Raw genomic sequence first — 19,805 nt, 5'->3', positions numbered from 1 at the left:
TCCACCCCTCCCAGCACCGCACCCCTGCAACCCGAACCCCTAGGAGTCATCCGTGACCGTCGACCTCACGTCGCGGCGGCGTCGCCTCAAGCGCCTCGCCCTCGCGGCCACCGCGTCCGCCCTCGCCCTCACGCTCGCCGCGTGCTCGTCCGGCGGCGACGCCTCGCCCGGATCGTCCTCGGACACCGGCACCTACACGCTCGGACTCCAGGAGCCCGACAGCACGATCAACCCGCTCACCACCTCGGACTACAACGCGATGTTCATCGTGGGGTTGGCGTCCGAGGGCCTGCTCAGCCAGGACGCGAAGGGCAAGCTCGAGGGCCGTCTGGCCGACTCGTGGAAGGCGTCGTCCGACGGACGCACCTGGACGGTGCAGCTCCGCGACGACCTGCAGTTCTCCGACGGTGCCGCGCTCACGAGCAAGGACGTCGTCGCGACGTTCGACTCGATCATCGGCAAGGACAGCCAGTCGCCCGGCAAGTCGAGCTTCGACGGCATCCTGCAGTCGGTCGCCGCCGACGGTGCCTCGACCATCGACTTCACGCTCGCCAAGCCGTACGCCGACTTCCCGTACCTGCTCACGGGCTCGAACACGACCATCCAGCCGGCCGGCTTCGACGCCGGCGCGAACTGGGCCAAGCAGCCCGTCGGCGCCGGACAGTTCGTGCTGACGAAGTACTCGGCCGGCCAGGGCGCCACGTTCACGAAGAACCCGGACTACTGGGACGCGAAGGACGTGGAGCTGCAGCAGGTCGACGTGAAGTTCTACGCCGACGACCAGGCCCAGCTGCTCGCGTTCCAGAGCGGGGAGATCGACCAGATCGCCGCCAGCCCCACCGCGACGTCGACGCTGCAGGCCTCGGACTACACCGAGACCGAGCCGTACTTCAACAAGTTCGACGGCATCTTCCTCGACGTCACCAAGGCGCCCTTCGACGACCCGAAGGTCCGTGAGGCCTTCGCCCTCGCGATCGACCGTGAGGAGATCGTCAAGACGGTCTACGGCGGCGCAGCCGAGGTCGGCAACGACACCACGTTCTTCCCGAGTTCGGCGATCCGACCGAAGGGACTCGAGCAGCGCGAGCAGGACAAGGCCGAGGTCGCGGACCTGCTCGGCGGCAGGACGGTCTCCTTCGAGATCACGACGCTCGACGCCGAGAAGGCCCTCGCCCAGGTGGTGCAGCAGCAGCTCGAGGCGGTCGGCGGGTTCGACGTCACCCTCAAGGTGCTGACGAGCGCGCAGTACTACGCCGACGGCGACGACACCCCGTGGCTGAACGCCCCGGTGACGATCACCAACTGGGCGCAGCGCCTGCCCGCGCAGTACGTCGACCTGATCTACCGCGACGGCGCGGTCTGGAACGCCTCGAAGTACTCGAGCCCGGAGCTCGAGCAGCTGACCGACCGGTACGAGTCGACGACCGACGAGTCGGAGCGGCAGGACCTGGCGAACCAGATCGCCGAGATCGAGTGGACCGACCTGCCCGTGATCGTCCCCGCGTTCGCGTCGAGCAGCATCCTGCTGCAGAAGCGCGTCACGGGCACCTTCCGGTCGGGGCAGGACTTCCCGGGCGGGTTCGACTTCCGGGGCATCGGGGTCACCGCGTCATGAGCACCGCGCGCCGCCGTCGTCTGCTGACCCTGGTCGGGCAACGGGTCGTCCAGATCCCGCTCGTCCTGGTCGTGGTCTCCGTCCTGACGTTCTGGCTCGTCCAGGTCGTGCCGGGGGACCCGGGCCGGAACGCCCTCGGGCAGTACGCGACGGCGGCGCAGGTGCGCGCGTGGAACGTCGACCACGGCCTCGACGGGTCCCTCGTCAGCCGGTACCTGCACTGGATCGGCGGGTTCGTCACGGGGGACTGGGGCACGAGCTTCGTCTACTCCGAGCCGGTCCGCGACCTGGTGCTCGGTCGTCTCGGCAACTCCCTGCTGCTCGGCGCGTACGCGTTCGTCATCATGGTGCCGGTCGCGATCACGCTCGGTGCCGTGCAGGCGTACCGGCAGGGTCGCCGCTCCGACCGTGCCGTCACGGTCGGGCTGCTGACGATCTCGGCGGTGCCGGAGTTCGTCGTCGGGATCGTGCTGCTGCTCGTCTTCGCGGTCTGGCTGCGGGTGGTGCCCGTGCAGGCATCCGGTGCGCTCGACGCCGGGTTCGGCGAGCGGCTCCGGGTGCTCACGCTGCCCGCCGTGGTGCTCGCCCTGGCGTACCTCGCCGTCCTGACCCGGATGGTGCGTGCGGGGACGATCGAGACGATCCGGTCGCAGTTCCACCGCACCGCCGTGCTCAAGGGCCTGACCACCGGCCAGGTCGTCCGCCGGCACGTCGTCCGCAACGCGCTCATCCCGACGTTCTCGGTGCTCGGCATCTACCTCGGCACCCTGCTCGGCGGCAGCGTCATCGTCGAGACCCTGTTCTCCTACCCGGGCCTCGGCGCGCTGCTCGTGTCGGCCGCCGAGCGCAAGGACGCCCTGCTGCTCGAGAGCGGGGTGATGCTCGCCGGGGCGCTCTCGCTCGGCGCGCTCCTGCTCACCGACCTGCTGTTCGTGGTGGTCGATCCCCGGATCCGCTTCGAACGGGTGGCCACCGCATGACCGCCGTCGTCCCCGGCGCCGTCGAGACCGACGCCCTCGCTGGTCGGCCGTCGGCGTCGACCACCACGGGCACCGCACGGGTCACCCGCCGCGGGTGGCGCGGACTCCTCCGGCGTCCCACGTTCCTGGTCTCCGTGGCGATCCTGCTCTGGTGGGTCGTCCTGGCCGTGGGCTGGCACCTGCTCGGCCTGCAGCCCTTCGCCCGCACCGGTGAGCTCCTGCAGGCGCCGAGCGCTGCGCACTGGTTCGGCACCGACTCGCTCGGCCGCGACGTCTTCGCCCGCGTCGCCGCCGGGGCCCGGCCGGCGCTCGTCATCGGCCCGTTCGGCGCGGCGCTGGCGACCGTCGTCGGCGGCACCCTCGGCCTGCTCGCCGGCTACCACCGCGGCTGGGTCGACACCGCCCTGATGCGGTTCTTCGACGTGCTGCTCGCGTTGCCCAGCCTGATCTTCCTGGTCGTGCTCGTCGGTGCGTTCGGGGTGTCGACGCCCGCGCTCGTCCTCATCGTCGGCGTGCTCTTCGCGCCGGGCATCGCGCGGATCGTCCGGGCCGCGGTGCTCGTCGAGATGGGCAAGTCCTACGTCCAGGCCGCACGGCTGCAGGGCGAGAGCGCCGTCCGGGCGATGGTCACCGAGTTGCTGCCGAACGTGATCGGGGTCTTCGTGATCCAGGCGGTCCTGAGCCTCGGTGCCGCGATCTTCATCACCGCGTCGCTGTCGTTCCTCGGGCTCGGTTCACAACCACCGGCCGCCGACTGGGGGCTCGACATCAACGCGAACCGCGCCTACCTGCAGGCCGCGTGGTGGACGGTCGTGTTCCCGGGTGTCGCCGTGGCGTCGATCGTCGTGTCCGCGAACCTGATCGCCGACAACCTCAAGGAGGTCTCCGAGTGACCGAGCAGACCGGCACGCGCGAGCAGCCCCGGACCACCGGCACGACCGACGCACTGGTCCGCGTCGAGGGGCTCACCGTGTCGTACCGCGGCACCCGGGTGGTCGACGACGTCGCCTTCGTGATCGAGCCCGGTGGCTCGTACGGGCTCGTGGGCGAGTCCGGCTCCGGCAAGAGCACCGTCGCCGGCACGCTGACGGCGTCGCTCGGCCCGGACGCCGCCGTCGGATCGTCGGCGCTGGTCGTCGACGGCGTCGACGTCGCGTCCCTGCGCGGTGAGCGCCTCCGGCGGTTCCGGCGCGACGTCGTGGCGGTCGTCCACCAGGAACCCGGCCTCGCCCTCAACCCGACGATGACGGTCGGACGCCAGGTCGCCGAGGTCCTGCGCGCCACGGGCTCCGGCCGCGCGGCTGCGGACACCGCGACGATCGAGGCGTTCACGCGGGTCGGGCTGCCCTCGCCGACGACGATCGGGGTCCGGTACCCGCACGAGCTGTCCGGCGGTCAGCAGCAGCGCATCGCGATCGCGATGGCCCTGGTGGCCCGTCCGCGCCTGCTCGTGCTCGACGAACCGACGACCGGCCTGGACAGCACGGTCGAGGCGGGCATCATGGCGCTCATCGACGAGCTCCGGACCGAGATCGGCTTCGCGACCCTGCTCATCAGCCACAACCTGCCGCTGGTTGCGGCGCACTGCGGACGGGTCGGGGTGCTCCGCCACGGGGTGCTCGTCGAGGAGGGCACCGCGACCCAGGTGCTGCTCCACCCCACGGAGCCGTACACGAAGCAGCTCGTCGACGCCCTGCCCGACATCACGACGGGCAAGGCAGGAACGGCGGGCAAGGCGGGGACGACGGGCACCACCGCCGAGACCGCGCAGCACGACGTGCTCGCGACGATCAGGGGCCTCCGCAAGGAGTACGACGGCGCCGTCGCCCTCGACGGCATCGACCTCGAGCTGCGCCGCGGTGAGGTGCTGGGCGTCGTGGGGGAGTCCGGTTCCGGCAAGACGACCTTCGGCCGAGCACTCGCCGGACTGGTCCGACACGACGGCACGATCGCGCTGGACGCCGGCGACCGGACGCCGGCCGGCACCCCACCCGTGCAGGTCGTGTTCCAGAACGCGGACGCCTCGCTCAACCCGCGGCGCACGGTCCGACAGGTGCTCGGACGGGCGATCCGGCTGCTGCACGGCGACGGCACCGCCGAGCAGCTCGCGGCGCGGGTCGGGCTGCCCGCCGACGTCCTCGACCGCCGGCCGGCCCAGCTGTCCGGCGGGCAGAAGCAGCGCGTCGCCATCGCCCGGGCGTTCGCCGGACCGGTGCCGCTGGTGGTGTGCGACGAACCCACGTCGGCCCTCGACGTCTCGGTGCAGGCGCGGATCCTCGACCTGGTGCTCGACTTACAGAGCACCACCGGCACGACCTGCGTGTTCATCTCGCACGACCTCGCCGTCGTGCGCCGGGTCGCCGACCGCATCGCGGTCTTCGACGGCGGTCGTGTCGTCGACGTGGGCCCCGCGGAGCGGCTGTTCGACGCGGACGCGCACCCGCGCACCCGCGAGCTCGTCGCGGCCGCGCTCGACCTGCGCCGGCGCGCCGGTCTGGTGGCTCCCGCGGCCTGAGTGGGGCCCTGGACCTGCGCACAGGGCGGACGGGCGCGGGCCGATCAGCGTGACGCGCCAGCGGCACGCGGGCCGCGCCGACCGAGCCTGCGAGGGAGGGGTGGCGGGTCTGCCACGGGCCTCCCGTCCGCCCTGTCTCCGCGCTACTTCGCGAGGAACGCCAGCACCACGCGGTTCCACTCGTCCGGGTGGCTGACGTTGACGCCGTGCGGGCCGCCGGACACGACGTGCAGCTCGGAGCCGGCGATCGCGGCGTGCGTGCGGGCACCCGAGCCGTCGAACGGCACGGTCGCGTCGCCGTCACCGTGGATGACGAGCGTCGGCACGGTGACCTTCGGCAGGTCGTCACGGAAGTCGGTGTTCGCGAAGGACGCCATCGCCTCGAGCGCGGCGGTCTTCGACGCCTGCTTCGCGAGCGTGAGTGCCTGCTGCCGGTCCTCCTCGGAGACGACCAGGGTGCCGTCCACCGAGAAGAAGTCGGTCGTGAACTGGTCGTAGAACGCGTCCTCGTCCTTCGTCAGGCCCGCGGTCATCTCGGCCGCCTGCTCCTTCGGCAGCGGGCCGTCCGGGTTGTCCGAAGTCTGCAGCAGGTACGGCGGCACGGCCGAAGCGAAGACGACGCTGTGCAGCCGCTCGGTGCCGTACTTCGAGAAGTAGCGGGCGACCTCGCCGCCGCCCATCGAGAAGCCGACGAGGGTGACGTCTCGCAGGTCGAGCTCGGTGAGGATCGTGTGCAGGTCCTCGGTGAGGTGGTCGTAGTCGTAGCCGGTCTTCGGCTTGTCGCTGCGACCGAAGCCGCGACGGTCGTAGGTGACGACGCGGTGTCCGGCGTCGACGAACGCCGGGACCTGCTTGCTCCAGGACTCGCCGGACAGCGGCCAGCCGTGGATCAGGACGACGGTGCGGCCGGAGCCGCCGGTGTCGTCGACGTGCAGGTTCGTGTCCTTGAAGAGCCCGTGGTGGGCGGTGATCTCGGTCAAGAGTCGCTTCCTTCCCGCGCCGCACGGGAGGCGGCACGCACCTCGTTGCTACCAGCGGGATCCCGAGCGACAGCGCGGAGTGGACAGACCCCTCGGCGTCGGCGTCGGCGTCGGTGTCTGTGACGGGAGCGGCGACCACGGCCTACTGTCCAGCAGGATCAGGGAACCGTCACCGCGGCGGATGCCCCTCGTCACGAGGGAGCACCGATGAAGTACGTCAACTACGCGGGGACCGTCCGGGTCCTGACCGGTGACACGGTCGCCGACGCGGTGATCCGGTACGCGGCCGCCCTGCACCAGAGCCGGTTGAGCGACGTCGTGTCGGTCCCGACGACCGACGACTTCGGCGCGGCCAGCACGGTGGAGCTGCTCCTCGCACCAGCGGTGGCAGTCGCCCTGGAGCCGGCGCCGGACGACGACCTGGAACCCGAGAGTGGTGCGTTCCTGGCCGAGCTGAGCCGACGCACCGAGGCGGTCCTGGCGGTCGACGCCAGCAGGTTCCCGACCGACCTCGGCCGGTGAGCGCGTTGCGCGCGGTGAGCGCGGTGCGCGCGGTGGGCTCGGTGGGCGCGGTGCGCGCGGTGCGTGTCGCTCCGACCGCGCTGCGGTCAGGCGACCGGTCCGTCGCCCGTCAGGTCCGAGCGGGTGTCGGCGTGGATCGTCTCAGGGTGGTCGAACGTCCGCGCTGCAGCACGCAGGCGTTGCACGAACTCACCGTTCTCGACCTCGAGCTCGTCCTCGTCCGCGTCGGCGACGACGATCTCGCTCGACGGGCCGATGAGGATCTTCGTGGTCGTCATCGTGCCGTCCTCCGCCACCGTCGGGACCGCGATCGCGTCGGCGCGACTGCCGCCGGCGAGCGCCGCGGCGTACTCGATCACGGCGTCGGCGACGTCGTCGCTCGTCAGGAACGTGGAGCGGTCGTACTGGATGTACTTCATGTCGCATCAGTCAAACGCGCGGATGCTGGTCGTCGTCCAGGAAACCCGGCGCGTCGTGCGTTGCGCGGATGCCGACATGTCGCGAGGATCATCACGTGCCCGAGATGATGCACCGCACGCAGCGGGAGATCAGGACAGACGAGCCGTCGGTCGCGGCCGAGGCGCTGTCGGTGACCCACGTGACCCACGGACTCACCGTGGAGGCGACCGGAGAGGGCTTCGTCTTCGAGGAGCGAGTGCGGGGCACCGCCCTGCTCTCCCTCGAGTCGACGCGGTGCACGGGTGCCCTGAGCGGCGCGGTCGAGCCCGGGCGGGCGATGATGATCGTCTGGGTGAAGGCCGGTTCGGCGCAGGTCGACGACAACCCGGTGCAGATCGGCCGCCCCGTGCTCTACCGACAGGACCCGCAGCGGTTCCGGTGGGTGGACTTCCAGCACGACGTGCTGCGCATCGACCGGTCGATCGTCGAGCAGGTCGCCGCCGAGCGCGGTGACTGGGCGCCGGGTCCGCTGGAGTTCCGTCCCCGACACGTGCCAGAGGGTGCGCCGCTCGCCGCCTGGTGGCTCATGGTCCGGTCGGTCGCGCAGGAGGTCCTGCAGGGTCCGACGGACGTGCCGCTCGAGCGGGAGCGGGAGCTCGCCCGGTTCGCGGCCGGCGGCTTGCTGACCGCGATCCCGCACTGGCCGGTGGGGCAGCACGAGCCGGTGATGGCGTCGACCGCGCGCTTCGCCCGTGCCGAGACGTTCCTGCTCGACCACGCGACCGAGCAGATCACCGTCAACGACGTCGCCGAGGCCGCGGGGCTGAGTGTCCGAGGAGTGCAGGCGGCGTTCCAGCGGCACCACGGCATCACGCCGACGATGTACCTGCGTCGGATCCGGCTCCTGCTCGCCCGGGAGCAGCTCGAGGCCGGCGACGACCGCAGCGTCGCCGAGATCGCCCGGGCGACGGGGTTCGCGCACCTGGGCCGGTTCGCGGGGAGCTACCGGCAGGAGTTCGGGGAGCTGCCGCGGCAGACGGCGCTGGCGGCGCGGGAGTAGCGGTCCGTCGGCCGGCGGTCGGTCGTTGTCGACGGCTTCGCGCCGGCTCATCCGTCGGACGTCAGAGCCGTCCGAGGCCGTCGCCGACCAGGACCGCGCCGACGAGCACGAGGACGACGACGGTCACGGCGCGCGAGTTGTGCCGCAGCCAGGTGCGGAACCGCTCCAGGTCCGCGCGGGCCGGCTCCCCACCGACCAGCGCGAAGACGATCGGCCCCGTCACCGTGGCCGTCATCAGCAGGGTGCTCGCCCCGACGAGGACGGTCGACGGCACCGCCGGCAGCTCAGCCGGGGCGAGCACGATGCCGACGCCGGACGCCAGCAGCAGGGCCTTCGGACGCAGCGCGAGCACGGCGCCCACGGCGAGCGCGACGGCGGGTCGGACGGTGCCGACCGCCGCCGTCAGGAGTGCGCTCGTCCGGCTCGGTCCCGCTGCGGCGGGGCGCCGGAACACGACCCCCGCGGCGACGACCGAGACGACCCCGAGCAGGCACTCGCCCAGGCCGAGGCCCGGTGACGCCGTCGCCGGCAGGTCCACGACGAGGACACGGCCGAGCAGCGCCGTCGCGGCGACCGTGACGACGAAGACCCCGGTCACCGAGCCGACCGCGAACAGGACGGCCGGACCGAGGCCGCGACCGCCGAGCAGCAGGGTGAGCACCGCGGCGATGGGGACGGAGCTCAGCGCACCGGCGATGGCGAGGGGCAGCAGCTGGCCGATCACGGCGAGCACGGTGCCGGTCAGACCCCTCGGTCGTCCTCGTCGACCCGGCGGACGACACGCTGTCCGGTCACGGGGTCGATCTCGGTGACGACGCTCGTCGTGGCACGGCGCGGGCGGAGCCGGAGGACGATCCCCAGCACGAGGACCAGGAAGCCGGCGACCATCAGGATGTAGCCGATGAGCTGGATGTCGATGCCGACGACCGTGAAGTCGAACGCGAACGCCATGATCGCGCCGACGACGAGCAGGAAGATCCCACCGCCGATGCTCACGGTGTCACCGCGGGTCGTGCTGTCACGGGGTTCATGGACGCAACGATCAACGGCCGGTGCCGGCGGTGCATCACCCGCCCCGGGTGATCTGCGGAGGCGTGCCAGATCACCCGCTCAGGGTGGTGCCCGACCGGTTCCGCCGCGGCTACACCTGGTGCCATGACCACAGGGGAGGCACCGTGACCACCTTCACGTACGGCCCGGCCGAGGTGTTCGTCGTCTCGTTCCGAGGCGAGCTGCCCGACGACGCCGTGCTCGGCGCGCTCGTCGACCTGACGGACGCCGAGACGGTCCGGGTCCTCGACCTGCTGCTCATCAGCCGGGCCGAGGACGGCACCGTCAACGTCCGCGAGGTCGACGACGTGACCAGGACCGGCACGTCCGGCTCGGTCGCCCTGGAAGCCCGCGGCCTGGCCGCCAACGACGACGTCGACCAGGTCGCGGACACGCTCGCGCCCGGGACCTCGGCCGCGATCGTCGTGATCGAGCAGCTCTGGGCCAAGGACCTGGCGGAGCGGTTCGCCGACAGCGGGGGCCAGCTGCTCTGGAGCGCACGCGTCCCCGCACCGGAACTCAACGACCTCGCCGCTTCGGCGCACATCGGGTAGGAGACACCATGCCGTTCCGACGATTCGGCCGACCCGGCCTGCTCGGGCTCGCTGCACGGACCGCGGTCGTGGCCGGGACCGCGTCGGCGGTCGGCGGTGCGGTGCGCGGGCACGAGGAGCGTGCGGCAGAGGACCGCGCCGCAGAGGAGCGGGTGGCAGCGGAACGCGCCGCAGCGGAACGCTCCGTGGCGGACGTCCCCGCCGCTCCCGACCTGCTGAGCGAGCTCGAGCGACTCGGCCGGCTCCGGCAGCAGGGCCTCCTGTCCGACGACGAGTTCGCCGCCGCCAAGCAGCGCCTCATCGGCGGGTGACGGACACCGACCACCTGCAGCACGACCGTTCAACAACCACGAGGAAAGGGAACCCCCATGGCCACCACGACCACGACCACCGCCACCGACTCGACCGTCGGTGTCTTCGCCACGAGTGACGAGGCCCTCGGCGCCGCCAAGGCGCTCAAGGACGCCGGGTACGGCGACGACGTCGTCTCGATCGTCGGCAAGGGCGTCAAGGACGAGAAGAAGGTGCACGGCTGGATCCCGGTCGGCAACGAGGCCGGCACGTTCGGCGGGTGGGGTGCCCTGTGGGGCGCGCTCACCGGTTGGCTGCTGCTCGGGTTCGTCTGGCTCCCGGGCATCGGGTGGGTCGCTGCCGCCGGGTGGCTGGCCAGCACGCTCGTCGGAGCCGGCATCGGTGCGGGTCTCGGCGCACTCATCGGCCTGGCCGTCCCCGAGGACGAGATCCCGCAGTACGAGGACGACCTGAAGGCCGACCGGTACCTCGTGATCGTGCACGGTGACGGCGAGACCGTCGACGCCGCCCACCGCATCCTCGACGGCGCCGGCCCGGTCCGGGTCAGCCGCTACTCCGAGTGACGACCACCACCAACGGAAGGAAACGATCATGGCAGACCTCATCGTGATCTCGTTCGACGACGACGCCAGTGCCGTCGCCGCCTACGAGGAAGTCCAGCAGCTACAGAGCGACCTCGTCGTCGAGCTGTCCGGCCTCGCGCTCGTCCGCGTCGACGACAAGGGCAAGACGCACGTCGAGACCCCTGGTCCGGCGGGCAACGTCGGGGCCGGTGCCGCCGGAGGTGCCCTGTTCGGCACCCTCCTCGGACTCCTGTTCTTCGTGCCGTTCTTCGGACTGGTGATCGGCGGTGCGCTCGGCGCGCTGTTCGCCGGGCTCGACAAGACCGGGCTGAACGCCGAGTTCCGCGACCGGGTGAAGAGCGCCGTCGCGGACGGTCGTTCCGCGGTCGTCATCTACGCCACGAAGATCACCGAGGACAAGTTCGGTGCAGCCCTCTCCCGCTTCGGCGGGACCATCGTGCAGACCTCGTTGTCGGCAGACGACGAACACGAGCTCGCGCACGACATGACCGGCGCGCGCTGAGCGTGCGCCCCGGGCGACGCGCCGCCGACACCTGACGTCGGCGGCGCGTCGCCACCCCCCCCCGTGGAAGGACCGGGCTCATGGGTGCGCTCATCGTCGGACTCATCGCGCCGGCGCTCGGGATCCTGCTCAGCCCACTGGCGATCATGGCCCTGGTGGCCGAGCTGCTCTCGCGGCGGTACCGCTCCAACGGCCTCGCGTTCTTCATCGGCTGGTTGCTCGCCACCGTCGTCGTCGTGGGGGTCTCCGTCGTGGTGTTCACCGCGATCGACTTCCACCCCCGGACCGACACCCCGCTCTGGACGGCCGTGGTCCGGCTGGTCATCGCACTCGGGCTGATCGCCGCCGCGGTCTGGGTGTTCCGGCGCGGCGGCCGTGACCTGCGGAAGATGTCCGAGGCGTCGACGCCAGAGCAGGTCGCGGCAGCCGCACCACAGCTGCCCGGCTGGCTGCAGAAGGTCAGCGAGTTCACGCCGGCGCGGTCCCTCGCACTCGGGTTCGGCATCTTCGCCGTCAACCCCGTCGACGCCTCGTGCGCGATCATCGCCGGCATCGACATCGCGGGCGCTCCGGTGACCGCCGGGCAGGGCGCCGCCGTGGCGATCGCCTTCGTCGCCGTCGGGGTCGCACCGATCGCCGTCCCGGTGTTCTTCGTGCTCGCGCGTGGGGACGCTGCGGCACCGCTCCTCGAGCGCCTGCGCACCTGGATCGCCGGCCACACCAACGTGCTGAACGCGGCGCTCATCTTGGTCATCGGTGTGCTGCAGCTGCAGAAGGCCGTCTCCGCCCTGATCTCCTGACGTTCGCCGCTCCCGGGAAGGACCGCAGCCCATGACCACCACCGAGGACGAACTCGCCGCACTCCGCGCCGAGAACGAGCGCCTGCGCATCCGGCTCGCCGGGCAGGACTCCGACGACACGACGGTCCGCCGCCGCGGGTGGGGCTGGGCGATCCCGTCCGCCGCACTGATCGTCGTCGGGGCGCTGCTCGCACCGGTGGTGGTGATCACCACCTGGGCACAGCGCGAGGTCACCTCGACCGAGGCCTTCGTGGCGACGTTCGCGCCGCTCGCCCGCGACCGGGCGGTCCAGACGCTGGTCGCGGACCGCACGGTCGGCGCGATCGAGGACCAACTGGACGTCGCCGGGCTGACGGGAGCGCTCTTCGACGGCATCCGCGGGCTGGACCTGCCACCCCGGGCCAAGACCGCGCTCTCGGCGCTCGAGGCACCGGCGACCGCCGGCATCCAGGACCTGGTCTCCGGCACCGTGGACCGGTTCGTGGCGTCCGATCAGTTCGCCGACCTGTGGAAGCAACTGCTCCGCACCGGGCACACCCAGATGGTGGCGTCGCTCAGCGGCGACCGACGGGCAGCGGTCGCGATCGGGGCGGACGGGTCGATCGGCATCCAGCTCGGGCCGGTGGTCGCCGAGGTCAAGGAGCGGCTCGTCGACCGGGGGCTCACCTTCGCCGAACGGATCCCCGCGGTCGACCGGACCATCGTCATCGCGACGTCCGACGCGGTGGTCCGGGCGCAGACCGGGTACACCCTGCTGCAGGTGTCCGCCGTGTGGCTGCCGTGGCTCCTGGTCGCCTGCATCGCCGTCGGCGTCGTCATGGCCAGACGTCGGGCCCGGGCGCTCACCCTCGCCGCGGTCGGCGTCGCCCTCGCCATGCTCGCCACGCTCGCCGGGATCGGGATCGGACGGGTGTTCGCGGTGCGGGCGCTGGCGCCGGACCTCATGCCACGCAACGCAGCTCGAGCCGTCTACGACACCGTGGTCGCCTTCGCCGCGCACGCCGCCGTGGCCGGCGCGGTCCTTGCGGCGTGCGTGGCCCTCGTCGCGTGGTTCGCCGGCTCGTCCGACACAGCCCGACGTCTGCGGAGGCTCGCCGTCCGCGGTGCCGGGGCACTCCGCCGCCGCGGCGACGCCCTCGGCATCGGCACCGGGCGGGTCGGGGTGCAGCTGTACCGGGGCAGGGTCGTCATCCGCACCCTCGTCGCGCTCGGTGCGGCCACCGTCATCGTGCTCAGCCGCCCGCTCGAACCGGCGCTCGTCGTGTGGACCCTGGTCGGCGCGCTCGTCCTCGTCGCCGTGCTCGAGGTGATCCAGCGTCCGGAGGGGGCTCGCGGCGACGCCGGGGTCTCACCCGGAACTGACGATCCCGTCGGTTCCGCAGCGCACTAGCGTCCGAGCACGGCATCCGGGGACCGGGGCCGCGAGGGAGACGAGGCCCCGATGTCACTCTGGAAGCGCCGATCGCACCGACCGCGCCGACCCGCCGATCCGGCGACGCCGAGCCACGCCGGGCCCGACGCCGGTCCCGACGCCGCGCCGGCAGCCACGGTCGGGTCGGGTCGCGGGCTGCGCATCATGCTCGGTCTCGCCGCAGCGGTCGTCATCGCCGTCGGCTGCTCCCGGTTCGCCGGCATCATCGCTCCCACGGCGCTCGCCCTCGTCGTCACCATCTGCGTCCAGCCGGCCCGGGTGTTCCTCGAACGACTCGGCTTCGCCCGGAGCCTCGCCTCTGCGGTCGTCATCGTGGTGATCCTGGTCCTGCTGGTGGGGTTCTCGCTGGCGCTCGTGGTCTCGGTCGCCCAGTTCGCCACGCTGTTCCCGCAGTACGCCGACCAGATGCACGCGGTGGAGGACCAGCTCGGGCAGTGGTTGACGTCGCTCGGCGTCGGGCAGCAGGAGGTGCAGAGACTGCTGGCGGGGCTGAGCCCCGGCACCGTCATCGGCGCGGTGTCGGACCTGGTCGGCAGCGTCTTCGGCCTCGGCGTCGGCCTGGTCGTCGTCCTCGCGCTGATCGTCTTCATGACCCTCGACGCAGGGTGGGGTCGACTCATCGCCGACCGGCTCCGGCCGGTCCGCCCCCAGCTCGTCGAAGCACTCACCGGGTTCACCGTCAGTGTCCGCCGGTACATGGTCGTCACGGCCGTCCTCGGCGCCGCGGTCTCCGCGCTCGACGCCCTCGCGCTGGTCCTGCTCGGGGTCCCCGGTGCGGCGCTCTGGGGCCTGCTGGCCTTCATCACCGGCTTCATCCCGAACATCGGGTACTGGATCGGCATCATCCCGCCGGTGATCCTCGCCCTGCTCGCGAACGGCTGGCAGAACGCGATCGTCGTCATCGTCGTCTACGCCGTGATCAACGGGGTCATCCAGTCCGGCCTGCAGCCGCACATCGTCGGGTCGGCGGTGTCCCTCAACCAGACCATCGCGTTCCTGTCCGTCGTCTTCTGGTCGGCCGTGCTCGGGCCGATGGGTGCCGTCCTCGCCATCCCGCTGACCCTGCTGGTCCGCGCGGTCCTGGTCGACGCGAACCCGGACGCGCGGTGGATGCGCCCGGTCCTCGGCGACGTGACCGGCCTCGGGCCCCCCACTGGGCGGACGGAACGCCGCGCACCGACCGCTCCCGGCGGCACCACGACGACGAAGGGCACCCCGTGAACACCGCTCCGCTCATCGGCGAGCTCCTGCCGCAGGCCGTGACCATCGCGATCAGCCCGATCCCGATCATCGCCGCGATCCTGATGCTGCTCGCGCCGCGCGCCAGGTCGGTCGCGACGGCGTTCCTGGTCGGCTGGGTCGTCGGCATCGCGGTGGCCGTCGTGGTCGTCACCCTGCTGTCGTCCCTGATCCCGGCCGGTGACCCCGACGCGTCGCAACCCGTCGCCGGTGCCGTGAAGCTGGTGCTCGGCGTGCTGCTCGTGCTGCTCGCCGTGCGGCAGTGGCGGGCACGGCCGGCCCCTGGCACCACGGCGACGCCCCCGAAGTGGATGTCCGCGATCGACTCGATGACACCGGTGCGCGCCGCCGGACTGGCCTTCCTGCTCGCCGCCGTCAACCCGAAGAACCTCATGATGGCCGTGGCGGCCGGCGTCACCGTCGGTACCAGCGGCGCGGACACCGGGTCGGTCGTCTGGGCGCTCGTCGTGTTCGTCGTCCTCGCCTCGCTGAGCATCGCCGTCCCCGTCGTCGGCTACCTGGTCGCCCGCACCCGGGTGCAGGGAGCGCTCGGGGCGCTGCGCGACTGGCTCACCGCCAACAACGCCACGATCATGGCGGTCCTGCTGCTCGTCATCGGTGTGACGACCATCGGCAAGGGCCTCGGTGCGTTCTGATGCGCATCCTGGCCGGGCTCGACCGTCACTCGTGGCGCACGGAGGCCCTCTCCGGCGTGACCCTCGCGGCGATCGCCATCCCGCTGAACATCGGGTACGCGCAGATCGCCGGTCTGCCACCGACCGCCGGGCTGTACTCCCTGATCGTGCCGGCGGTGCTGTTCGCCCTGCTCGCGTCGAGTCGACAGCTGGTGGCGTCGCCCGACGCCGCGGCGGCCGCGCTCGTCGGATCCTCGCTCGCCGGGCTCGCGGCGACGGGCAGCGCGTCGTACGTCCAGCTCGCACTGGCGCAGGCACTCGTCGGCGCCGTCGTGTTCGCCCTGTGCGCCGTCCTGAAGCTGGGGTTCCTGGCGAACTTCCTGTCCGCGCCGATCCTGGTCGGGTTCGTGGGCGGGCTCGCGCTCGACATCCTGCTCAGCCAGGTGGCGAAGATGCTCGGGGTCAAGGTGAACAGCGGTGACGAGTTCCTCCCGCGGTTCGGGGAACTCGTCACCGGGCTCGGACACCTCAACGTGTGGTCGGTGTGCCTGTCCGTCGGGTCCGTGGCCGTGCTGGTCATCGGCCGTCGGTTCCGAGCGATCCCGTGGGCACTCGTCGTGCTCGTCCTGACGACCGTCGTCCTGATCGTGTTCCGGCTGGACGACGCCGGCGTGGCCGTGCTCGGCGAAGTGCCCGCCGGACCACCGACCCTGACGTGGCCGCAGATCTCGTGGCACCAGTGGGTCCAGGTCATCCCGAGCGCCGTCGCCCTGACCCTCGTCGCGATGGCCGAGGGGCTGCTCGTGGCCCGCCGGTACGCCGAAGCGCACGACTACACGGACCGGGCGAACCGCGACCTCTGGGCGTTCGGTGCAGCGAACCTCGGCTCCGGCCTCACCGGCGGGTTCACGGTCGGTTCGTCGGCCTCGCGGACGGCGGCCATGGACCAGAGCGGGTCCAGGACCCAGCTGCCGTCGCTGATCGCCGCGGTGCTCACCCTGCTCGTCGTCTGCTTCGGCACCGCGCTGCTGCAGGACATCCCCTCGCCGGCGATCGGCGCGATCGTCGCAGTCGCGGTCGTGCCGCTCCTGGGCCTCCGCGACTTCGCCCGGCTCTGGCGGCTCCGACGGTTCGAGTTCGCCGTCGCCGCCGTCTGCTTCCTCGGGGTGCTGCTGCTCGGCCCGATCATCGGCATCGCGATCGCCTTCGTCCTGTCGCTCGTCAACGTCATCCGGTCCGCCGCGAACCCGCCCGCCGACGTCCTGGTGCCGAGCGGCGACCCGGTCGACGTGTTCCGGGCTGCCCGAGACGGCAGCGTCTCGTCGGCACCCGGCGTCGTGGTCCTCCGGTTCTCCGGACCGCTCTTCTTCGGCAACGCCCAGCGCTTCGCATCGGCGGTCCGCTCCGTGCTCGCCCCTGACGACCAGGCTGTCCCGGTGCACGCCCTGGTGCTCGACTGCAGCGCGGTCACCGGGATCGACACGACCGCGGCGGACGTCGCCGGCGAGGCGCTCGACTGGGCCCGCGCCAACGGGGTCGAGGTCGGCTTCTCGCGAGCACGGGCGGCGACGCGGGCCGACCTCGAGCACTTCGACCTGGTCGGGGGCAGTCGCTTCTTCCCGAGCAACCGGGCGGCCGTCGCCGAACTCGGCCGCTGAGGTCACTGAGCCCGCTGAGTGCGCCGAAGCCCCCGAGGCCGCGTGCGCCCGTCCGGTGTCAGCGCAGCTGCCGGAGCTCGGCGATGTCGAGCCCGAGGTCGGCGATCCGGGCAAGCAGCCCGTGCAGCTGCGTCTGGTCGGACAGGTCGCCGACGAGCAGCGTCTCGCCGGGGCCGATCTGCACCAGCGAGAACTCCGGGAACGCGGCGACGAGGGTCTCCGACATCGCGTAGGGAAGACGGACCTCGTAGCGGCTCATCGTCGGCCTCCTGCTCGTCGTGGAGCCACGATCATCCCGCGCGGGGGCCGGTGCGGGGTTCCCCTGATCCGGGTGAGGTCTCCGTCGTGTCCGCAGCACGCCGGGGGTCCGGCCCGAGCGTGCCGGGTCCCCGGTCGGACTGCCTCAGAGCAGGCCGCGCCGACGAGCGGCCTGCACCGCCTCGGTGCGCCCCGCGGCGGACAGCTTGCCGTAGATGCTCCGCAGGTGGGTCTTGATCGTGTTCACGCTGAGGTGGTGCTTCGCCGCGATCTCGGCGACGGTCTGGTGCGCCGGAAGCTCGAGCAACAGCTCCTGCTCCTTGGGGGTCAGCGGGACCGTGGCCTCCGGACGTTCCAGCCCGACGCCGATCCGCTCGTGCTCCGCCAGCGCGAGGACGTGGTCGGCGTACGGTTCGAGCGCCCCGTACGACCCGTGGTGCCGGAACACCAGCTGCGCGCCCGCACCCCGGCAGGCGAGGAACTCGCGGGCGTACCCGAACTCCTCGCTCACGGCGAGCGCGCGGCGGATCCGCTCGGCCGCCTCGGCGGGCCGGCCGTGGGTGCACGCGTGCTCGGCGAGGGCGAGGTGGGCGTTCACGATGCTCGTGCCGGACCACGCCGCGTCGTCGCCGTCGACCGCCGCGGCCAGGTCGCGTTCGACGAGGTGGTCGGTCCGCCCGCCGGCCAGCAGCCGGAGCGTGTTCACCTCGAGGGAGTCGGTGCCGAGGACGTCGGCGACGATGCGGCGGACCTCGGCCGCTGCGGGTGCGCCGTGGAGCGTGCTCGACCAGGCGTGCAGGCGCGTCGCGGCCCCGGCGACCACCCGCGGGTGGTCACGGCCGTCGAAGCGGACGAGCTGCACGAGCCGGGCGAGGGCCTCCCGCGGGGCGGGCGAGGCGTCGATCGCCGCGACGAGGAGCAGTGCGCGCACCTGGAAGAGCAGCCCGAGCTCGCTGCCGGTCGGGTCGGCCTGGTCGATGCGGTGCAACGAGGTGAACGACACCGGTTCGCAGCGCAGGTAGGCGCGTGACGTCGCGAGCAGCAGTGCGCGGGCGGTCGCGCGGTTGTAGGGCGGTGCGGTGTCGAAGGGCAGTGCGCCCATCCGCGCCTCGTACTCGCAGGCCGTCCGCCAGTCGCCGGTGCGGACGGCGAGCGTCGCGGCGGTGTCGCAGGCGATGAGGAAGACCCACGAGAACCCGGCGTGCGCGGCGGCGGCCTGGATCGAGCGGAGCAGTTGGTCGGCGTCGCGGCGGCGGCCGGCGACGACGAGGCACCAGGCGACCGCAGCCCGGAGCAGCAGCGCGACGTCGAGCGACTCGACGGGCGTCTGCCGCAGGTACGCGCCGAGTTCCTGCAACCGCGCCGAGGCGTCGTCGGGGTCCTCGACGGTGAACGACCGGAGCGCCTCGACCACGGGCCGCCAGGCCCGTGCCTCGTCGGGTGTCGCGGCAGCGAGCTGCACGGCGGCCTGGGCGAACCGCTCCTCGGTGCCGATGCGGTCCGGGAACGACGGGGCGTCCATGCCGATGCGGATCGTGAGCGTGGCCAGTGAGTCCTGGCTCGGTGGGAGCGCTCGCAGAGCCGTCGCCACGATGGCGGCGCGGCCCTCCATGAGCAGGACACCGCCGGACCGCTCCAGCTGCCCGCGCACCGCCGACTGGTCGCGCGCGAGCAGTGCCTGTTCGAGCGCGAGGACGTGCAGGCCCCTGGACTCGTACCACCCGGCCGCCGCGACGTGGTTGCGGACCGCGCCGCACTCGTCGCGGCGACGGAACTCGGCGCGCATGAAGCCGGCGAGGATCGGGTGGAACCGGAAGCCGTCCTGGTCGGCACTCGTGGTCACGAGCACGTTCCGGGCGCTCAGCCGCTGCAGCACCGTGCCGACGTCGGCACGCCCGGTGAGCTCGACGGCGAGGGCGAGCGGGACCTCGGACCCGACGGCCGTCCGCATCAGGACGTCGCGGTGGTCGTCGTCGAGCGTGTCGAGGACCCGTGCCACCAGGTAGTCGGCGACCTGGTGCTGGTCGCCGCCGAAGTGGCGGACCGCTGCGCCGCGGTTGGACTGCTCGAGCAGGTACGGCATCGCCAGCGCGAGCCCCGCAGCCCACCCCGCCGTCCGGTGGGTGAGCGTTTCGGCATCCTGGATCGGCAGCACCAGGTCGAAGCGGAGCGCGAGGGCCAGCGTGTCCTCGACGCTGAACGCGAGGTCCTGCGTCGGGACGACGAGCCGCCCGCCTGCCGCCTGCGTGACGGCGGCGAACCCGCTCGGCTCGAAGCGTCCGGCGACGACGACGCGGGTTCGGGGACCGCACGCGCGCAGGAGTCGGATGAGCGGCGGGACACCGAGCCCGCCGAGCAGACGGTCGACGTCGTCGAGGAACAGCCACTGCTCGGTGTCGTCGTGCACGGTCTGCGGCGGGTCCTCCTGCAGCAGTGTGTCCGCGTCGAGCCACCGCACGACGACGTCGTCCGCCGAGAGGACTTCCGCCCACGCGGCGAGCGCGGTGGACTTGCCGGCACCACCCGGCGCCCACATGGTGAGCAGGCGTCGGTCGGAGCGGCGGAACCGTCGGAGGTGGTCGAGCAGCCGCGGTCGCTCCAACGCATCGGTGGGTGGGACCGTCGTGGTCGGGTCCGACCCGACCGGCGTCCCCGTGCCGGTGCGCTGTCCGCTGCTCCTGGTCTGTTGGAAGGTGTGCATGTGGAGGCC

21 protein-coding genes are annotated in these 19,805 nt (G+C 72.3%); 15 read left to right on the top strand and 6 right to left on the bottom strand.

The features are described 5' to 3' along the window. Positions 1-52: 52 nt before the first annotated feature. The 4 genes from EDF48_RS06325 to EDF48_RS06310 are packed head-to-tail and all read left to right on the top strand — an operon-like array spanning position 53 to position 5,110. A complete protein-coding gene (locus EDF48_RS06325; protein ID WP_131878871.1) occupies positions 53-1,615 on the top strand; it encodes an ABC transporter substrate-binding protein in 1,563 nt (520 codons plus the stop codon). Continuing rightward, a complete protein-coding gene (locus EDF48_RS06320; RefSeq protein ID WP_131878869.1) occupies positions 1,612-2,595 on the top strand; it encodes an ABC transporter permease in 984 nt (327 codons plus the stop codon). Before EDF48_RS06325 ends, EDF48_RS06320 begins: the two co-directional genes overlap by 4 nt. After that, positions 2,592-3,488: an ABC transporter permease gene (locus tag EDF48_RS06315; protein ID WP_123938233.1), complete on the top strand. Its 897-nt coding sequence runs from the start codon at positions 2,592-2,594 to the stop codon at positions 3,486-3,488. The genes EDF48_RS06320 and EDF48_RS06315 overlap by 4 nt, the downstream gene beginning before the upstream one ends. Then, on the top strand, positions 3,485-5,110 hold the full coding sequence (locus EDF48_RS06310; protein ID WP_165932332.1) for an ABC transporter ATP-binding protein: 1,626 nt from the start codon (positions 3,485-3,487) through the stop codon (positions 5,108-5,110). Before EDF48_RS06315 ends, EDF48_RS06310 begins: the two co-directional genes overlap by 4 nt. A gap of 143 nt (positions 5,111-5,253) precedes the next feature. Here EDF48_RS06310 and EDF48_RS06305 read toward each other — a convergent pair whose 3' ends face one another. Next, positions 5,254-6,090 carry an alpha/beta hydrolase gene (locus tag EDF48_RS06305; protein ID WP_131878865.1) on the bottom strand — a complete coding sequence of 279 codons (837 nt, stop codon included), beginning with the start codon at positions 6,088-6,090 and terminating at the stop codon, positions 5,254-5,256. Positions 6,091-6,297: 207 nt separating this feature from the next. Between EDF48_RS06305 and EDF48_RS06300 the strand changes: the two genes are divergently transcribed. Beyond that, entirely contained in the window at positions 6,298-6,612 is a 315-nt protein-coding gene (locus EDF48_RS06300; protein ID WP_123672695.1) for a hypothetical protein, read from the top strand. A gap of 86 nt (positions 6,613-6,698) precedes the next feature. Here EDF48_RS06300 and EDF48_RS06295 read toward each other — a convergent pair whose 3' ends face one another. Then, positions 6,699-7,031, bottom strand: a complete 333-nt coding sequence (locus EDF48_RS06295) for a hypothetical protein (RefSeq protein WP_131878863.1) — start codon at positions 7,029-7,031, stop codon at positions 6,699-6,701. 104 nt (positions 7,032-7,135) lie between these two features. Here EDF48_RS06295 and EDF48_RS06290 point away from each other — a divergent pair, with 104 nt between their 5' ends. Next, positions 7,136-8,071: an AraC family transcriptional regulator gene (locus EDF48_RS06290; RefSeq protein ID WP_243650021.1), complete on the top strand. Its 936-nt coding sequence runs from the start codon at positions 7,136-7,138 to the stop codon at positions 8,069-8,071. A gap of 61 nt (positions 8,072-8,132) precedes the next feature. Here the strand turns inward: EDF48_RS06290 and EDF48_RS06285 are convergent, their stop codons facing one another. Then, complete coding sequence (locus tag EDF48_RS06285; RefSeq protein WP_159573006.1) at positions 8,133-8,795, bottom strand: GAP family protein; 663 nt, start codon at positions 8,793-8,795, stop codon at positions 8,133-8,135. Positions 8,796-8,812: 17 nt separating this feature from the next. Further along, positions 8,813-9,067 carry a DUF6458 family protein gene (locus tag EDF48_RS06280; protein WP_123340453.1) on the bottom strand — a complete coding sequence of 85 codons (255 nt, stop codon included), beginning with the start codon at positions 9,065-9,067 and terminating at the stop codon, positions 8,813-8,815. A gap of 179 nt (positions 9,068-9,246) precedes the next feature. Between EDF48_RS06280 and EDF48_RS06275 the strand changes: the two genes are divergently transcribed. The 9 genes from EDF48_RS06275 to EDF48_RS06235 all read left to right on the top strand — a co-directional run bounded on the left by EDF48_RS06275 (position 9,247) and on the right by EDF48_RS06235 (position 16,837). Beyond that, on the top strand, positions 9,247-9,675 hold the full coding sequence (locus EDF48_RS06275) for a DUF6325 family protein (protein WP_131878859.1): 429 nt from the start codon (positions 9,247-9,249) through the stop codon (positions 9,673-9,675). An 8-nt stretch (positions 9,676-9,683) separates the two neighbouring features. Next, positions 9,684-9,986: an SHOCT domain-containing protein gene (locus EDF48_RS06270; protein WP_131878857.1), complete on the top strand. Its 303-nt coding sequence runs from the start codon at positions 9,684-9,686 to the stop codon at positions 9,984-9,986. Between the two features lie 57 nt (positions 9,987-10,043). Then, positions 10,044-10,550, top strand: coding sequence for a DUF1269 domain-containing protein (locus EDF48_RS19280; RefSeq protein WP_159573007.1), 507 nt, complete (start codon positions 10,044-10,046; stop codon positions 10,548-10,550). Positions 10,551-10,578: 28 nt separating this feature from the next. After that, positions 10,579-11,073: a DUF1269 domain-containing protein gene (locus tag EDF48_RS06260; protein ID WP_123292617.1), complete on the top strand. Its 495-nt coding sequence runs from the start codon at positions 10,579-10,581 to the stop codon at positions 11,071-11,073. Positions 11,074-11,153: 80 nt separating this feature from the next. Next, positions 11,154-11,873 carry a GAP family protein gene (locus EDF48_RS06255; protein WP_131878855.1) on the top strand — a complete coding sequence of 240 codons (720 nt, stop codon included), beginning with the start codon at positions 11,154-11,156 and terminating at the stop codon, positions 11,871-11,873. 31 nt (positions 11,874-11,904) lie between these two features. Next, entirely contained in the window at positions 11,905-13,263 is a 1,359-nt protein-coding gene (locus EDF48_RS06250) for a hypothetical protein (RefSeq protein WP_131878853.1), read from the top strand. A 51-nt stretch (positions 13,264-13,314) separates the two neighbouring features. After that, complete coding sequence (locus tag EDF48_RS06245) at positions 13,315-14,526, top strand: AI-2E family transporter (RefSeq protein ID WP_131878851.1); 1,212 nt, start codon at positions 13,315-13,317, stop codon at positions 14,524-14,526. Then, positions 14,523-15,200, top strand: coding sequence for a GAP family protein (locus tag EDF48_RS06240; protein ID WP_131878849.1), 678 nt, complete (start codon positions 14,523-14,525; stop codon positions 15,198-15,200). Before EDF48_RS06245 ends, EDF48_RS06240 begins: the two co-directional genes overlap by 4 nt. Beyond that, on the top strand, positions 15,200-16,837 hold the full coding sequence (locus EDF48_RS06235; RefSeq protein WP_243692467.1) for a solute carrier family 23 protein: 1,638 nt from the start codon (positions 15,200-15,202) through the stop codon (positions 16,835-16,837). The genes EDF48_RS06240 and EDF48_RS06235 overlap by 1 nt, the downstream gene beginning before the upstream one ends. 58 nt (positions 16,838-16,895) lie before the next feature. Here the strand turns inward: EDF48_RS06235 and EDF48_RS06230 are convergent, their stop codons facing one another. Then, entirely contained in the window at positions 16,896-17,096 is a 201-nt protein-coding gene (locus EDF48_RS06230) for a hypothetical protein (protein WP_123292622.1), read from the bottom strand. A gap of 144 nt (positions 17,097-17,240) precedes the next feature. After that, a complete protein-coding gene (locus tag EDF48_RS06225) occupies positions 17,241-19,796 on the bottom strand; it encodes a LuxR C-terminal-related transcriptional regulator (RefSeq protein ID WP_131878847.1) in 2,556 nt (851 codons plus the stop codon). Between the last annotated feature and the right edge of the window lie 9 nt (positions 19,797-19,805).

Origin of the sequence: Curtobacterium sp. PhB191 (assembly GCF_004346515.1) — a bacterium.
Lineage (GTDB): Bacteria > Actinomycetota > Actinomycetes > Actinomycetales > Microbacteriaceae > Curtobacterium.
Note: the sequence above shows the minus strand (reverse complement) of the source record. Positions and strands in the feature narration are given on the sequence as shown.

Coding starts and splice junctions, on each gene's coding strand:
- EDF48_RS06295 (WP_131878863.1), bottom strand. CDS start 7,031: ATGAAGTACATCCAGTACGACCGCTCCACGTTCCTGACGAGCGACGAC.
- EDF48_RS06300 (WP_123672695.1), top strand. CDS start 6,298: ATGAAGTACGTCAACTACGCGGGGACCGTCCGGGTCCTGACCGGTGAC.
- EDF48_RS06230 (WP_123292622.1), bottom strand. CDS start 17,096: ATGAGCCGCTACGAGGTCCGTCTTCCCTACGCGATGTCGGAGACCCTC.
- EDF48_RS06245 (WP_131878851.1), top strand. CDS start 13,315: ATGTCACTCTGGAAGCGCCGATCGCACCGACCGCGCCGACCCGCCGAT.
- EDF48_RS06260 (WP_123292617.1), top strand. CDS start 10,579: ATGGCAGACCTCATCGTGATCTCGTTCGACGACGACGCCAGTGCCGTC.
- EDF48_RS19280 (WP_159573007.1), top strand. CDS start 10,044: ATGGCCACCACGACCACGACCACCGCCACCGACTCGACCGTCGGTGTC.
- EDF48_RS06290 (WP_243650021.1), top strand. CDS start 7,136: ATGATGCACCGCACGCAGCGGGAGATCAGGACAGACGAGCCGTCGGTC.
- EDF48_RS06255 (WP_131878855.1), top strand. CDS start 11,154: ATGGGTGCGCTCATCGTCGGACTCATCGCGCCGGCGCTCGGGATCCTG.
- EDF48_RS06320 (WP_131878869.1), top strand. CDS start 1,612: ATGAGCACCGCGCGCCGCCGTCGTCTGCTGACCCTGGTCGGGCAACGG.
- EDF48_RS06315 (WP_123938233.1), top strand. CDS start 2,592: ATGACCGCCGTCGTCCCCGGCGCCGTCGAGACCGACGCCCTCGCTGGT.
- EDF48_RS06250 (WP_131878853.1), top strand. CDS start 11,905: ATGACCACCACCGAGGACGAACTCGCCGCACTCCGCGCCGAGAACGAG.
- EDF48_RS06225 (WP_131878847.1), bottom strand. CDS start 19,796: ATGCACACCTTCCAACAGACCAGGAGCAGCGGACAGCGCACCGGCACG.
- EDF48_RS06270 (WP_131878857.1), top strand. CDS start 9,684: ATGCCGTTCCGACGATTCGGCCGACCCGGCCTGCTCGGGCTCGCTGCA.
- EDF48_RS06235 (WP_243692467.1), top strand. CDS start 15,200: ATGCGCATCCTGGCCGGGCTCGACCGTCACTCGTGGCGCACGGAGGCC.